Origin of the sequence: Rothia sp. HMSC066H02 (genome assembly GCF_001814995.1) — a bacterium.
Lineage (GTDB): Bacteria > Actinomycetota > Actinomycetes > Actinomycetales > Micrococcaceae > Rothia > Rothia mucilaginosa.
The window spans coordinates 138,386-152,677 of sequence record NZ_KV818673.1 but is presented as its reverse complement, the minus strand read 5'-3'; the positions used below and the strand labels follow the sequence as shown (position 1 = coordinate 152,677).

Here is a 14,292-nt window from a genome sequence, read left to right as displayed (position 1 = left end):
CGAAGTCTATACCTTATGAGGCGTTATGCCGTCAGGCGGTTGAAAGCTGAAGTCTCTTAGGAGAGGGTCTTAGCTTCGTTCACCATGGTCTCGAAACGCTCGCGAACCTGGGGAACGTCCATGCCGACGATGACCTGGAATGCCTTGCCCTTGCGGACGAGGCCCAGAGCACCTGCATTCTTGAAGTCTGCATCCGAGGTGCTGACGAGGGACTCATCAGCAACGGAGACACGCAGGCGGGTTGCGCAGTTGTTCACGGTGGTGATGTTCTCTGCGCCACCGAGCAGTTCGAGGAAGCCTGCTGCGCGGGGTGCGTAGAGGTCGCCGTCAGCTGCGGGAGCTGCTGCGCCGCCGTCCTTCTCAGCAGCCTTAGCAGCCTTGTACTCTGCCTTGCTGTAGAGCTTGGTCTCGCCGCCGTCTTCTTCACGACCGGGGGTCTTGAAGTCGAACTTCAGGATCATGAAGCGGAAGACCAGGAAGTACAGGACGGTGAAGCACAGGCCCACACCGATCTGCATGAGGTAGGTGCCGGAGTGGTTTGCCCACAGCGGGATCCAGTTCTGGAACAGGAAGTCGAGCAGACCGCCACCCATGTAACCAACCAGACCCAGCTGATACATGATTGCAGCCATGGTTGCTGCCAGGATTGCGTGAACCAGGAACAGCGGGGGTGCCAGGAACAGGAAGGTGAACTCGAGGGGCTCGGTGATACCGATCAGGATTGCGGTGAGGCTGACGGGGATCAGCAGAGCGAGAACTTCCTTGCGCTTCTCGGGACGAGCAGTGGTGTAGAACGCCGCTGCGATACCGATGGGTGCGAAGACCTTGGAGTTACCGTGCAGTGCGAAGCCGCCGCCGGGGAACAGTTCCTTCAGGGGCTTGTCGCTCTTAGCAAACTCGGTCAGGTGGCTCGGCCAGTCCTTAGCGATACCGTTCGGGGTAACAACGTTACCGAAGACGAACGGGGAGTAGATGAAGTGGTGCAGACCGGTCGGAATCAGGAAGCGCTCGAGGAAGGTGTAAACCCACACGCCGAGTGCGCCGGATGCGATGAAGAAGCCCTGCAGGGAGGAGATGCCGTGCTGAGCGTAGGGCCACAGCCAGGAGAACAGGAATGCCACGGGCATCATCAGGAAGAAGCAGACGCCGTAGACGTACTGGGAACCCTGGAAGATACCGAGGAAGTCGGGCAGCTTCTTGTCGAACCAGCGGTTGTGTGCCCACACCACGATTGCGGAGATGATGATGGCACCGAAGATACCGGTGTCCATGGTCTTGATACCGGCAATCATCTTCAGACCGGTACCTGCCGCGCTCTCAGAGATGTCGGTGGTGTAGTCCAGGTCGAAGAAACCGGTGCCGCCCTTGCCCCATACCTTGAGCATGGTGCCGACGAAGTAGTTGAAGGTCAGGTAGACCATTGCAGCTTCCATCACTGCACGTGCGTTAGCGGTCTTTGCCAGTGCAATGGGCAGACCGATCACGAAGAGCAGTTCCATCTGATTGAAGACGGTCCATGCGCCGGACTCCCAAACAGACCAGAAGTGGTTCCACGCGCTTTCCTTATCAGCAGCGAGGGGAATCAGTTCGCCGTTCTGTGCAATGATCGCAATACCGACCGCGAGGCCAGCGAATGCGAAGAGAAGAACGGGTGCCAGCATGGCAGAGCCGAACCTCTGTACTTTTTCCATCATGAGGCTATACGCCCTTTCGGGTTGTCGAGTGAGCGGACGCAGGGGTTGGCGATCATTGCCATCCTGCGATGGTCACGCCGTATCTTTATACCCTCAAACGAAAGTATATGAGACGGGTGCCACATATCCTGCGTGCGCTAAATGCCGAATGTGTTTTAGACAAAAACAATAATGCCAGGTCATACCTACCCGCAGATACCAAAAGTAGAAGTTTTGAAAGAGTTTTTCAGAACCTGAAACATCTCCCGGCACTGGTTAAAAATACTTGCTGCAGATGAGACTTTTTCCCTATTACCTAGCGCACAGAATCGATAGCATAAACAGTGCACCCATAGGTCAGAGTGCATAAAAACACTCGCCGCCTCAATGCGCGGTGCGCATATCATTCTTCAACCTCACACATACCCCGGACTTAATACATGCGCTTCCTCACCCTCAACACGCACAGCTGGTGCGAAATCCACCAGATTGCCAAAATCCGCACCCTCGCAAAGTTCATCATTGAACAGCAAGTGGATGTCATTGCGTTGCAGGAAGTCAACCAGCTCACCTCCACCCCCGTGGTGAAGGAGCCCCTCAACTACCGCGGCGGCGCAGGTGTGCCGGTCCACGAAGACAACTACGCCCTGCTACTCGTGCAGACACTCAACGAAATGGGTGTAACCTACGAGTGGACCCTCACCGAAACCCACATTGGTTGGGACCGTTACGACGAATGCGTAGCGATTCTCTCGCGCCTGCCGATTCGCGGCATCAAGCCCATCGATATGTCTCCCGAGTACGGCTACCACCAGGTACAGCGCCGCGCCGCACAGGCAGCGCTCATCGAAACTGAGACGGGTACCTTCTGGTGCGCAACCACCCACATGTCCTGGTGGGACTTTGACGGCGAGCCTCTCTTCGCGCAGGAATACACCCGCCTCTCACAGACCCTGGCAGAATGTGCCCTCACCGCACCCGTGCTGCTCGGCGGCGACTTCAACTCCGCCGCGCATCTGAGCGATGAAGGCTACGCGTTCGTCACCTCCAGCGGCATGATTGATACCCGCTCGCTGGCGGAACACACCGACGGCGAAAATACCGTCCACCGCGAAATCGCCGGCTGGGAAGGTAGCACGGATGCCAAGCGCATTGACTTCGTGTTCGCTGACCGACTGCTTACGGTGAACTCGCACGCGGTAGTCTTCCGCGACAACTCCCCCGAAGCCATCTCTGACCACAGCGGTCTACTCCTGGAAATTGACCCCTCCAGCTGGGCACCGCAGAGCCTCCTTACGCCCGTCACCACCCAGCGCTAAGGGCATCAGACTTTAGCCGCCCACAGAGCGGCCCCGCACAACACTCATCCATACCAAGGGAAGGAAGAACAATGACGACCCAGACCCAGTGGTGGCAGGAACCGGTGGTCTATCAGATTTACCCCCGCTCCTTCAACGACTCCAACGGCGACGGCATCGGCGATCTGCCCGGCATTACCGAGAAGATTCCGTACCTCGCCAAGCTCGGTATTCAGGTGCTGTGGCTCTCCCCCATCTACGCTTCCCCGAACGATGACAACGGCTACGACATCTCCGACTACCGCGCCATCATGGCCGAGTTCGGCACCATGGAAGACTTCGATGAGCTGCTCGAAACCGCGCACAAGCACGGCATCAAGCTCATGATGGACCTGGTCGTCAACCACAGCTCCGACGAGCACGAATGGTTCAAGCAGGCACGCTCCTCCAAGGACAACCCCTACCGCGACTACTACATCTGGCGCGACCCCAAGGGCTTCGACGAGGACGGCAAGCCGATTCCGCCGAACAACTGGATTTCCTGCTTCAGTCCCTCCGTGTGGGAATGGGACGAGGCGACCGGCCAGTTCTACCTGCACTACTTCTCCATCAAGCAGCCCGACCTGAACTGGGAGAACCCGAAGGTCCGCGAAGAGGTCTACGACATCATGCGCTTCTGGCTGGACAAGGGCGTGGACGGCTTCCGTATGGACGTCATCAACCTGATTTCTAAGGACCTCTCCTTCCCCGAGGACCCGGCAGTCCTCGCTGGCGGCCTCGACAACTCCCTGGCTGTCGCAGCCAACGGCCCGCGCGTGCACGAGTTCCTGCAGGAGATGAACCGCGAGGTCTTGAGCAAGTACCCGGTCATGACCGTGGGCGAAACCCCCTGCGTGACCGTGGACGACGCCGCATTCTACACCGGTTTCGACCGCAACGAGCTGCAGATGGTGTTCCAGTTCGAGCACATGGACGTAGACGCCTCCGAAGGTGGCGTGACCGGCAAGTGGTCCGACCGCCGCTTCAACCTGGTTGACCTCAAGAAGGTCCTCACCCACTGGCAGGAAGGCCTGCACGGCCGCGGCTGGAACTCCCTGTACTGGAACAACCACGACCAGCCGCGCACCGTCTCCCGCTTCGGTAACGACTCCCCCGAGTACCGCACCGTCAGCGCCAAGATGCTCGGCACCGTGCTGCACCTGATGCAGGGCACCCCCTACATCTACCAGGGTGAAGAGCTGGGCATGACCAACGTCTTCTTCGACGATGTGAAGGACTACAACGACCTGGAGATTCACGACTCCTGGCGCAAGTACGTTGAAGAGTCGGGCCGCGTATCCGCTGAGGACATGCTGCGCTACATCAGCGCCTCCGGTCGCGACAATGCCCGCACCCCCATACAGTGGACCGCTGGCGAGAACGCAGGCTTCACCTCCGGCACCCCGTGGCTGAAGCTGAACCCGCGCTACACCGAAATCAACGCGGAGGCAGAGCTCGCCGACCAGGATTCGGTGTTCTACCACTACCGCGATCTGATTAGCCTGCGCCGCGAGCACCCGATCGTCCTGACCGGCGAGTACCGCCTGCTGGATGAAGAGGATGACCAGGTTTACGCCTACCTGCGCGTGAACTCCGACGAGGACGCCGCCGCAACCGGCGAGCGCGCCCTGCTGGTCGTCGCGAACTTCACCGATGACACCGTTCAGCTGAACTACGCGGGCGGCAACCTGGATTCGGTGGTGCTGACCAACTCGCAGGCGCTCTCCCCGACTGAGCTGAAGGCAATCGAGAACACCCCGATGCTGATTAGCTCGAACTATCGCGATGAGAACCGCGAGTTCACCGACGAGGGTACCCTGCTGCGCCCATACGAGGCGAAGGTGTACCTCTTCGGTAACGCCAAGTAGTCGTACCCCACTCATACTGTGCGAAGGGGGACCAGATACAGACATTCCGGTCCCTCTTCGCCCTATACTTCAATCACAGACAAAATTTGTTCCTCTTTTCGGCTGGATGGCCGGTATAGAAAGGCAATTATGAGCAACTCCGAGGCATACGAGGTTCCCTCCTACGAAGGCCGCCAGTGGTGGAAGGAAGCCGTGGTGTACCAGGTGTACCCCCGCTCCTTCAACGACGCGAACGGCGACGGCATCGGTGATCTGAAGGGCATTACCGAGAAGCTGCCCTACCTGGCTAAGCTGGGCATCAATGTCATTTGGCTCTCCCCCGTGTTCGACTCGCCGAACGTGGACAACGGCTACGACATCTCTGACTACTTCGCGATCATGAGTGACTTCGGCACCATGGAAGACTTCGACGAGATGCTTGAAACCGCCCACAAGCACGGCATCAAGATCCTGATGGACCTGGTCGCAAACCACACCTCCGATGAGCACCCCTGGTTCAAGGAATCCCGCTCCTCCAAGGACAACCCCTACCGCGACTACTACATTTGGAAGGACCCGAAGGGCTTCGACGAGGACGGCAACCCGATTCCTCCGAACAACTGGGCGTCCGAGTTCGGCGGCCCGGCGTGGGAGTGGGACGAGGCGACCGGTCAGTTCTACCTGCACATCTTCTTCAAGGAACAGCCCGACCTGAACTGGGAGAACGAGAAGGTTCGCGAGGACCTGTACTCCATGGTCCGCTGGTGGCTGGACAAGGGCGTTGACGGCTTCCGCCTGGACGCTATCAACATCATCTCCAAGCCCGAGGGCTACCCGGATGACCCCTCCACCGACTACGAGAAGCACACCTCCTCAATTCCGTTCGTCATCACGAACGGCACCATGGTGCACCCGTGGATGAAGGAGCTCACCCGCGAGACCTTCAGCCGCTACGACGTAATGACCGTGGGCGAGACCAGCGCGACCAGCCCCGAGGACGCTAAGCTGTGGGCTGGCTACCACACCGGTGAGCTGAACATGATCTTCCACTTCGATCACATGGGCGTGGATAACGACCCGAACGGCAATCTGGGCGGCAAGTGGTCCTACGCACCGTACAAGCTGACCGAGCTCAAGCGCATCCTGAACGACTGGCAGACCACCCTGGAGGGTAACGCCTGGGGTTCGCTGTACTGGAACAACCACGACCAGCCGCGCGTTGTCTCCCGCTTCGGTAACGATTCGGATGAGTTCCGCGCCCTGTCCGCTAAGCAGCTGGCGACCACTCTGCACTTCATGCAGGGCACCCCGTACATTTACCAGGGTGAAGAGCTGGGCATGACCAACGTGAAGTTTGATTCGATTGAGGATTACCGCGATGGTGACTCGATCCGCTTCTACGAGGACATGCACGTTGACCACAAGCGTCTGAGCCACGAAGAGGCGATGCAGGCGATTTACATCAAGGGCCGCGATAACGCTCGTACCCCGGTTCAGTGGGATGCCTCCGCTAACGGTGGTTTCAGCCCCGAGGGTGTGACCCCGTGGATTGCTGTGAACCCGAACTACCCGGCGATTAACGCTGAGGCTGTTCTGGCTGATGAGGATTCGATCTTCTACCACTACCAGCAGCTGGTGGCTCTGCGCCGCGGCAAGCTGAAGGACCTGATGGTTTACGCAGCCTTCGCTCCGGTGGATTCGGTTCAGGTTCCGCACAACGAGGATGAGGCTGTGTACGCGTACACCCGTACCGGTGGTGCGGATGGCAGCCCCGCGAACGAGTCTTTGCTGGTTGTTTCGAACTTCACTGCCGAGGAGCAGGAGCGCGACTTCGCGGTGCTTTCTGAGGCTCGTGAGGCTGGTGCTCGTGTTGAGCTGGTGAGCTCGAACTACAAGGACGATGCGGGTTCGACACTGCGCCCCTACGAGGCGAAGGTGTACCACATCGTTCGCTAAGCGCTGTAGCTCGTTGAGTGCTACCGCGTGCCGATAAGGTGATAGACAGCAGAAGGAGGGTGAGGCTTATGCCCCGCCCTCCTTTTGTGTTGTCTTCTGCGTGGTCTCCTGTGTTCTCCCGGCGTGCTTTCTTGGCTCTACTTAGCTGGCGAAGACGAGCTGCAGGATCGGCACGGCGAGCGCTATCATTCCTACGCTGACGGCCGCCCCTGCGGCAATGACGGGGGCTGCGGTACCTTCGTGCCGGTAGTGGGTTTCCAGAATGACGATATTAGCGGCTGGCGGCAGAACAGCCAGAAGGAAAAGCACCTGCGGATGCGCGAGCAGCTGGTCAAAGTGCACGCCCGCAGCGTCGTGCACCCAGCGGGCGAACGCCAGCACGCCGACGCTGTAGACGCTCACGAGCCCGGCGCGCAGGAACGCCCATCCGGCGGCGCGGGTCAGGTCGGCGCGGTGCAGTTTGGCGGCGCCGAGCCACATGCCCAAAACAATCAGTCCGATAAAGCTGAAAATCCAGGTGAGCACCCGGTAGAAACCCGCCCCGTACTGGCTCAGGAAAGAGCCCGCAGGCAGGCAGAGCAGACCGATTACCACGGCGATAACGGGCGGGCTGGTACGCAGGCCCCGCAGCACCGTGCGGAGGGTTCCACCACGGCTCTTTGTGGCTTGTGCATCCGGTGCGTTGCTCTCCCCTACCCTGGGGTCTACCCCGGAACCACCGCGTAGTAGCGAGGTGCCCAGAATATTACCCATGATGGAGTTGCCGATATACGCGCCGATGTAGACTCGCACGGCTTCCTCGCCCCAGAATCCGGCAACTACGGGGATGCCGAAGAGTCCCGCGTTCAGGTACACGAAGGCGAGCTTCTGTACAGGGTCGCGGGTGATGCGTCCGGCACAGAGCACGCCGAGGAGCATCAACACCATGGTGGAGGTTGCAACGAAGAAAAGCTCAGGGCGGCTGGTGGCGACGGTGTAGATGATGACGGTGGGAATGATCCAGCGGGTCAGCAGGGCGGAGGCGCTTTCTTTCAGGCGGTTGCCCCAGTGCTCGGGCAGCAACATTGCGAGCCCGAATCCTGCCCCTAAGTAGAGGAGTGGGAGGATGATTCCCATGCTCGTTCCTTTCGCTGTTGCTGTGTCTGTGCCGTTGTTTTACGGCTAAGGTCACTGTCTAATAACCCTACCCTGAACCTTCAGGTTGAGGTTTACTGCTTTTTCGTTGTATTTTTCGAAATTTTCGCGTCATATTGCATCTTATTCGCTGATGCTCTCGTTTTTTATACGTTTCACTCCTAATCTTGAAATATAGAGAGAATATATTTTCCACCACATTCTTTCGTTCTATCACCGACACTCATTTCTTACGAGATTAGGAACTGGGCTGTTCCTTCTCCCGTGAGGTTAAATATGCAGGAGCCCGCAATGCAGCAACCGTATCTTTCTTCTCCTCCCGAATCTGGAGGCGCCCCGCAGCGTCCGGCGCAGGTTTCCAGTCAGCATGCTGATGCGCATATTCCGTGGCGTTCGTCTGCTCCACTTACTGCCCCCGCTACAGCTTCTGTAGCGACTGTACCCGCCTCTGAGGACCCTGAGCGCACGTTTAGGGTTCCTCACCCGGTGTTGAGCGCTATCTCGTGGGTGATTGCGGCTGCGAGCGCTACCTGGCTTGTCATTCTGGCTGTTTCGTTGATGATGATTGTGGCGTCGGGTCTGAGCCATGATTCTGAGTTTGTGATGCTGACCTATGGCGTGTACATGGCGTGCGCGTTTGGGTTCTGCTGTTTTGGCACGTTTTTTGCTCTGCATTTTGGCTTGGGGTCGAGCGCTCATTGGCGTGATTCGATTCGCCACCCGCATCACCCGCACTAAAAAGGTTTATATCTGGGTGCAGTTTTTCGGTGTGTTTTTTCGAGTATTTTCGGAATGCATTTCTTTTATTTAGACCCCGCGTTTAAAAAATAAATGAGGATTTTTTTAATACGCCCCAAAACGCTTCTCCCCTTTTCTACACGACTTAATGCAAGGAGCCGCCTGGCGCATCCACAAACAGGATGCACCGGGCGGCTTACTTTTAAGCTAAAAGTCTGGGGCAGGGCGCTGCGAGGCAGAACGTTCCGCTACGGGGATTTCTTCAGAACAGTTTGTGTCATCTTCAAGGGAAGGAAAACTGACGAAAAACTCATAGACGGAGGATTCACGCTCTTGCTTTTGATCGTGCTCGTTATCAGATTTTGACATCTCTAGCCCCTCCTTATGACATTAGGTTAGTGCTCTGCACATGTCAGACGAAGCATGCACAAGCACATTATATTTCGTTCATCCCTGGCATCTGCAACGTACATACTCACAAAAGGAGCCGCCCGGCGCATCCACATTCGGATGCACCGGGCGGCTCCTTCACAGGCTCCCAGCTACAAAGCTAGGTAGCCCAAAGCGGGATTACTCCCACGCGGGGATTACTCCCACTCAATGGTTCCCGGGGGCTTGGAGGTAACGTCCAGCACCACTCGGTTAACGTCCTTGACCTCGTTCGTAATACGGTTCGAGATCTTAGCCAGCAGGTCGTACGGCAGGCGCGACCAGTCAGCGGTCATTGCGTCTTCCGAAGAGACCGGGCGCAGAACAATCGGGTGGCCGTAGGTACGGCCGTCACCCTGAACGCCCACGGAGCGAACGCCAGCCAGCAGAACCACGGGGCACTGCCAGATGTGCTCGTCCTGACCTGCTGCGGTCAGCTCTTCACGCACGATAGCGTCAGCGGCACGCAGGGTCTCCAGGTTCTCGCGGTTGACCTCGCCGACAATGCGGATGCCCAGGCCGGGGCCGGGGAACGGCTGACGTGCCACGATCTTCTCGGGAACGCCGAGCTCACGACCGATAGCGCGAACCTCGTCCTTGAACAGGGTGCGCAGTGGCTCAACCAGTTCGAAGGTCAGGTCGTCGGGAAGGCCGCCCACGTTGTGGTGGCTCTTAATGTTTGCGGTGCCGTCGCCGCCGCCGGACTCGACAACGTCCGGGTACAGGGTGCCCTGGACCAGGAACTTGATGTCTGCGCCCTCTTCGCCAGCTTCGGCAATCAGCTTGCGCTGTGCCTCTTCGAAGGAGCGGATGAACTCGCGGCCGATAGCCTTACGCTTCGCCTCGGGCTCGGTCACGCCCTCAAGAGCGGAGAGGAAACGCTCCGACTCGTCGATGGTGATGACCTTAATGCCCATGGATGCTGCGTAGTCCTGCTCGACCTGTTCGCGCTCGCCTTCACGGAGCAGACCGTGGTCGATGAAGAAGCAGGTGAGCTGGTCGCCAACAGCCTTGTGCACGAGTGCTGCTGCCACGGAGGAGTCAACGCCGCCGGAGAGCGCGCAGATGACGCGGTCGCTACCGACCTGCTCGCGGATCTTTGCGACCTGCTCTTCGATGATGTTGTTGGTGGACCAGGTGGGCTTCAGTCCTGCCACATTGTAGAGGAAGTTCTCCAGGGCGACCTGGCCGTAGTCGGAGTGCTTCACCTCGGGGTGCCACTGCACGCCGCCGAGCTTGCGGGACTCGTCCACGAATGCTGCCACGGATGCGCCGGGGGTCTTTGCCAGCACCTCGAAGCCTTCGGGGGCTTCGGTCACGGAGTCACCGTGAGACATCCACACGTTCTGGGTGGTGGGGGTGCCGGTGAGGAAGGAGGAGTTCTCAGCGCAGACCACAGCGTCGGTTGCGCCGTATTCGCGCAGACCGGTCTGGGCGACGGTGCCGCCGAGGGTCTGGGCCATCACCTGGAAGCCGTAGCAGATACCGAAGATCGGCACGCCAGCTTCGAAGAGGGCCTTGTCGCCCTTGGGTGCGCCATCGGCGTAGACCGAGGAGGGGCCACCGGAGAGCACGATGGCTGCCGGGTTCTTGGCGAGCATCTTCTCGGTGCTCATGGAGTGGGGGACGATTTCGGAGTAGATGCCGGCTTCACGAACGCGGCGAGCGATGAGCTGCGCGTACTGTGCACCGTAATCTACCACCAGGACGGGACGCTCTTCGAGCTGGTCCAGGTTCACAGAGTTGGTCACGAAAATTACCTCAACGTGTTGGTACTAATCCGCGCACTTGCGCGGGGATATATCTATTTTACGCTATCGTTGTACGCCGCCGACGGTACGTAGCCGCTCCCCCATCCGGAGGTGCCGCTACATGCTCTAACGGGGGTAGAGCGTGCGTATAGAAAGCACCGCCCGGCGACCGGCAGACCACAACCTGCCAACCGCCAAGCGGTGATTCATGAAGCTACATTAGCCGCGGTACGCGGGGACCACGGTCAGGTCCGCCTTCTGGAACTTCTTCAGGTCCAGGTAACCGCAGTTAGCCATTGCGCGCTTGAGCGCACCGACAATATTGCTGGTGCCGTTCACGTGGTGCGAAGGACCGTACAGGACTTCCTCCAGGGAGCCGACAACACCCAGCGGAGTGCGCACGCCGCGCGGGAAATCCAGCGAGTGCGCCTCGTTGCCCCAGTACCAGCCCTGGCCGGGAGCCTCGGATGCGCGAGCCAGCGGAGCACCCAGCATGACAGCGTCAGCGCCCAGTGCGAGCGCCTTCACCATGTCGCCGGAGCGGCCCAGGGAGCCGTCAGCAATCACGTGCACGTAGCGACCGCCGGACTCATCCAGGTAGTCCGAACGTGCCGCAGCCACGTCAGCGATAGCGGTTGCCATCGGTGCGGAGATGCCCAGGCCCTGGCGGGTGGTCTGTGCAGAACCGCCGCCGAAGCCCACCAGCACGCCAGCTGCGCCGGTACGCATCAGATGCTTAGCCTGCGAGTAGCCAGCCACGCCACCAACGATGACAGGAACGTCGAGCTCGTAGATGAACTTCTTCAGGTTCAGCGGCTCGTGCGAGGTCGAAATGTGCTCAGCAGAGACGGATGCGCCGCGGATGACGAACAGCTCAACGCCAGCCTTCACCACGGTCTCGTAGTGCTCCTGGGTGTTCTGCGGGCTCAGGGAGCCTGCAACAACCACACCGGAGTCACGAATCTCTTCCAGGCGTGCAGTAATCAGTTCCGGCTTAATCGGCTCGGAGTAAATCTGCTGCATGCGGGTGGTCGCGGAGGCGGGGTCCGCCTCGGGCAGCTCAACAATCTCGTCGAACAGCGGCTGCGGGTCCTCGTAGCGGGTCCACAGGCCCTCGAGGTTCAGCACGCCCAGGCCACCCAGCTTGCCCAGCGCAATAGCGGTCGCCGGGGACATGACCGAGTCCATGGGCGCACCAATGATGGGGGTGTCGAACTTAAACGCGTCAATCTGCCAGGAGGTGTCAACGTCACGGCGGTCGCGGGTACGGCGGGTAGGCACCAGCGCCACATCGTCCAGGGAGTAGGTGGGGCGGGCGTTCTTGGAGAGGCCAATCTGAATTTCAGACATGGGGTGAATCCTTTCGAATTCGGTTTGAGGGGGCCGCTGGGCGTTATTCGCGCCGATGCCCGCCCGATCCCTGAACGGGTATGGGGCGGGCTCAACGGCGCATGGTGTGCACACCATGCGGCGAATCATCGTTGGTGAGGCGTTTTAGCCGCGGTAGTTCGGTGCCTCAACGGTCATCATGATGTCGTGCGGGTGCGATTCCTTCAGACCTGCGGGGGTGATGCGCACGAACTGACCCTTGTACTTGAGCTCCTCGATGGTGCGGGAACCGACGTAGAACATGGTCTGGCGCAGGCCACCTTCGAGCTGGTGAATCACTGCGGAGAGCGGGCCTCGGAAGGGAACCTGGCCCTCAATACCCTCAGGAATCAGCTTCTCTTCGCTGGAGACGTCAGCCTGGAAGTAGCGGTCCTTGGAGAAGGACTTGTGGCGGCCGCGGGTCTGCATCGCGCCGAGCGAACCCATGCCGCGGTATGCCTTGTACTGCTTACCGTTCATGAAGATCAGCTCACCGGGAGACTCGGTGGTACCAGCCAGCAGGGAGCCGAGCATCACGGAGTCAGCACCGGCAACCAGTGCCTTGCCGATCTCGCCGGAGTGCTGCATACCGCCGTCAGCGATCAGCGGCACGCCTGCCGGGATTGCTGCCTTAGCGGACTCGTTGATAGCGGTCACCTGGGGAACGCCAACACCGGCGATAATGCGGGTGGTGCAGATGGAGCCGGGGCCAACGCCGACCTTCACGCCGTCAGCGCCGGCGTCGATGATTGCCTGTGCACCCAGGCGGGTTGCAGCCTGGCCACCGATGACGTCCACGTGTGCTGCGGCGGGGTCCTTCTTCAGGCGGGCAATCATGTCGAGCACGCCCTGGGAGTGGCCGTTTGCGGTGTCCACGAACAGTGCGTCGACGCCTGCCTCAACCAGGGTCATTGCGCGCTCGTAGCCGTCACCGAAGAAGCCGATAGCAGCGCCGGCACGCAGACGGCCGTCCTCATCCTTGGTGGCGCGGGGGTACTGCTCGGTCTTGACGAAGTCCTTCAGGGTAATCAGACCGGCGAGCTTGCCTGCGTCGTCGACCAGGGGCAGACGCTCAATCTTGTTGTGGGACAGCAGCGCGAATGCTTCGTCCTTGGTGACGCTGGGGTGCGCGGTGACCAGCGGCATGGGGGTCATGATGTCGCGAACGCGAATGCCGTCGTAGTCGGAGCGGGAGATGTAGCGGATATCGCGGTTGGTGATGATGCCTTCCAGCACGCCCTCTTCGCTGACGACGGGCAGACCGGAGACCTTGTAGTAGCCGCAGACCTCGTCGTATTCGGCGATGGTTGCGTCAGCGCCGATGGTGACGGGGTTAATGATCATGCCGGACTCGGAGCGCTTAACGCGGTCCACGTGTGCAGCCTGGTCCTCGATGGAGAGGTTGCGGTGAATAACGCCCATACCGCCCAGACGCGCCATAGCGATTGCCATAGCGGAGTCGGTCACGGTGTCCATTGCCGCGGAAATAATGGGGGTGTTCAGGGTGATGCGCTTGGACAGGCGGGTGGAGGTGTCCGCATCGGAGGGGATGACGTCGGTGTTGCCGGGCAGCAGCAGCACGTCATCGTAGGTCAGGCCGGTGAAGCCGAAGGGATCCTCGGACAGAGCGGTGGGAATGGTCATTGTCTACCTTTCGGATGCTGGCTTCATCGGTGAGAAGCTCAGCCTATACGTTGCGTATGTCAAGATGCGGTACGACCCGTCTGCTCGCACCCCACAAGGTGGTTTGAGCGCAAACGGGAGCAGCTTACCTTCTATAGTAAACCGCTAAAGGTTTCTTTGCTGAGAAGCACTCATAGCAAGCACCCCTCAGCGGGAGGCTGCCGGCAGGTTCTAGCACGCTCAGAGGCAAGCGCACCCGAGCCTACCGACAGCGAGTGCCCGGTACCGCCTCCATAGTGGAGGGGCGGCACCGGGCACACACACTATTTAGTCTTCTTCAGTTTCTTCGGGCTTCTCAACCACCAGGGTCTCGGTGGTCAGCACCAGAGCCGCGATGGAGGAAGCGTTCTGCAGAGCCGAACGGGTCACCTTCACC

At 59.7% G+C, this 14,292-nt stretch carries 10 protein-coding genes; 4 read left to right on the top strand and 6 right to left on the bottom strand.

Annotated features, from left to right (window positions below; genetic code table 11):
- Positions 1-56 precede the first annotated feature (56 nt).
- A complete protein-coding gene (locus HMPREF2999_RS03365) occupies positions 57-1,694 on the bottom strand; it encodes an alpha-glucoside-specific PTS transporter subunit IIBC (RefSeq protein WP_005508440.1) in 1,638 nt (545 codons plus the stop codon).
- 419 nt (positions 1,695-2,113) lie between these two features.
- Here HMPREF2999_RS03365 and HMPREF2999_RS03360 point away from each other — a divergent pair, with 419 nt between their 5' ends.
- From HMPREF2999_RS03360 to HMPREF2999_RS03350, 3 genes are all read left to right on the top strand, one after another.
- Positions 2,114-2,992 (top strand): endonuclease/exonuclease/phosphatase family protein, encoded by an 879-nt coding sequence (locus HMPREF2999_RS03360; protein WP_070675839.1) that lies wholly within the window; start codon positions 2,114-2,116, stop codon positions 2,990-2,992.
- A 71-nt stretch (positions 2,993-3,063) separates the two neighbouring features.
- Positions 3,064-4,878 (top strand): alpha-glucosidase, encoded by a 1,815-nt coding sequence (locus tag HMPREF2999_RS03355; RefSeq protein WP_070675843.1) that lies wholly within the window; start codon positions 3,064-3,066, stop codon positions 4,876-4,878.
- Positions 4,879-5,007: 129 nt separating this feature from the next.
- Complete coding sequence (locus HMPREF2999_RS03350; RefSeq protein ID WP_049338108.1) at positions 5,008-6,813, top strand: glycoside hydrolase family 13 protein; 1,806 nt, start codon at positions 5,008-5,010, stop codon at positions 6,811-6,813.
- A gap of 141 nt (positions 6,814-6,954) precedes the next feature.
- Here the strand turns inward: HMPREF2999_RS03350 and HMPREF2999_RS03345 are convergent, their stop codons facing one another.
- Positions 6,955-7,929, bottom strand: a complete 975-nt coding sequence (locus HMPREF2999_RS03345) for an AEC family transporter (RefSeq protein WP_070675846.1) — start codon at positions 7,927-7,929, stop codon at positions 6,955-6,957.
- Between the two features lie 294 nt (positions 7,930-8,223).
- On the opposite strand from HMPREF2999_RS03345, the gene HMPREF2999_RS09380 reads away from it, so the two are divergent.
- Positions 8,224-8,685 (top strand): hypothetical protein, encoded by a 462-nt coding sequence (locus tag HMPREF2999_RS09380; protein ID WP_141757033.1) that lies wholly within the window; start codon positions 8,224-8,226, stop codon positions 8,683-8,685.
- A gap of 207 nt (positions 8,686-8,892) precedes the next feature.
- Here HMPREF2999_RS09380 and HMPREF2999_RS09485 read toward each other — a convergent pair whose 3' ends face one another.
- From HMPREF2999_RS09485 to guaB, 4 genes are all read right to left on the bottom strand, one after another.
- Positions 8,893-9,054 (bottom strand): hypothetical protein, encoded by a 162-nt coding sequence (locus tag HMPREF2999_RS09485; RefSeq protein ID WP_168165994.1) that lies wholly within the window; start codon positions 9,052-9,054, stop codon positions 8,893-8,895.
- A 218-nt stretch (positions 9,055-9,272) separates the two neighbouring features.
- Positions 9,273-10,865 carry a glutamine-hydrolyzing GMP synthase gene (guaA, locus tag HMPREF2999_RS03335; protein WP_049331985.1) on the bottom strand — a complete coding sequence of 531 codons (1,593 nt, stop codon included), beginning with the start codon at positions 10,863-10,865 and terminating at the stop codon, positions 9,273-9,275.
- Positions 10,866-11,084: 219 nt separating this feature from the next.
- Positions 11,085-12,215: a GuaB3 family IMP dehydrogenase-related protein gene (locus HMPREF2999_RS03330; protein ID WP_070675850.1), complete on the bottom strand. Its 1,131-nt coding sequence runs from the start codon at positions 12,213-12,215 to the stop codon at positions 11,085-11,087.
- Positions 12,216-12,359: 144 nt separating this feature from the next.
- A complete protein-coding gene (guaB, locus tag HMPREF2999_RS03325; protein ID WP_070675852.1) occupies positions 12,360-13,877 on the bottom strand; it encodes an IMP dehydrogenase in 1,518 nt (505 codons plus the stop codon).
- Positions 13,878-14,292 lie beyond the last annotated feature (415 nt).

Bases quoted from the DNA above. Each gene is read 5' to 3' on its own strand.
- guaB (WP_070675852.1), bottom strand. From the start codon at position 13,877: ATGACCATTCCCACCGCTCTGTCCGAGGATCCCTTCGGCTTCACCGGC.
- HMPREF2999_RS03330 (WP_070675850.1), bottom strand. From the start codon at position 12,215: ATGTCTGAAATTCAGATTGGCCTCTCCAAGAACGCCCGCCCCACCTAC.
- HMPREF2999_RS09485 (WP_168165994.1), bottom strand. From the start codon at position 9,054: ATGTCAAAATCTGATAACGAGCACGATCAAAAGCAAGAGCGTGAATCC.
- HMPREF2999_RS03365 (WP_005508440.1), bottom strand. From the start codon at position 1,694: ATGATGGAAAAAGTACAGAGGTTCGGCTCTGCCATGCTGGCACCCGTT.
- HMPREF2999_RS03345 (WP_070675846.1), bottom strand. From the start codon at position 7,929: ATGGGAATCATCCTCCCACTCCTCTACTTAGGGGCAGGATTCGGGCTC.
- HMPREF2999_RS03355 (WP_070675843.1), top strand. From the start codon at position 3,064: ATGACGACCCAGACCCAGTGGTGGCAGGAACCGGTGGTCTATCAGATT.
- HMPREF2999_RS03360 (WP_070675839.1), top strand. From the start codon at position 2,114: ATGCGCTTCCTCACCCTCAACACGCACAGCTGGTGCGAAATCCACCAG.
- HMPREF2999_RS09380 (WP_141757033.1), top strand. From the start codon at position 8,224: ATGCAGGAGCCCGCAATGCAGCAACCGTATCTTTCTTCTCCTCCCGAA.
- HMPREF2999_RS03350 (WP_049338108.1), top strand. From the start codon at position 5,008: ATGAGCAACTCCGAGGCATACGAGGTTCCCTCCTACGAAGGCCGCCAG.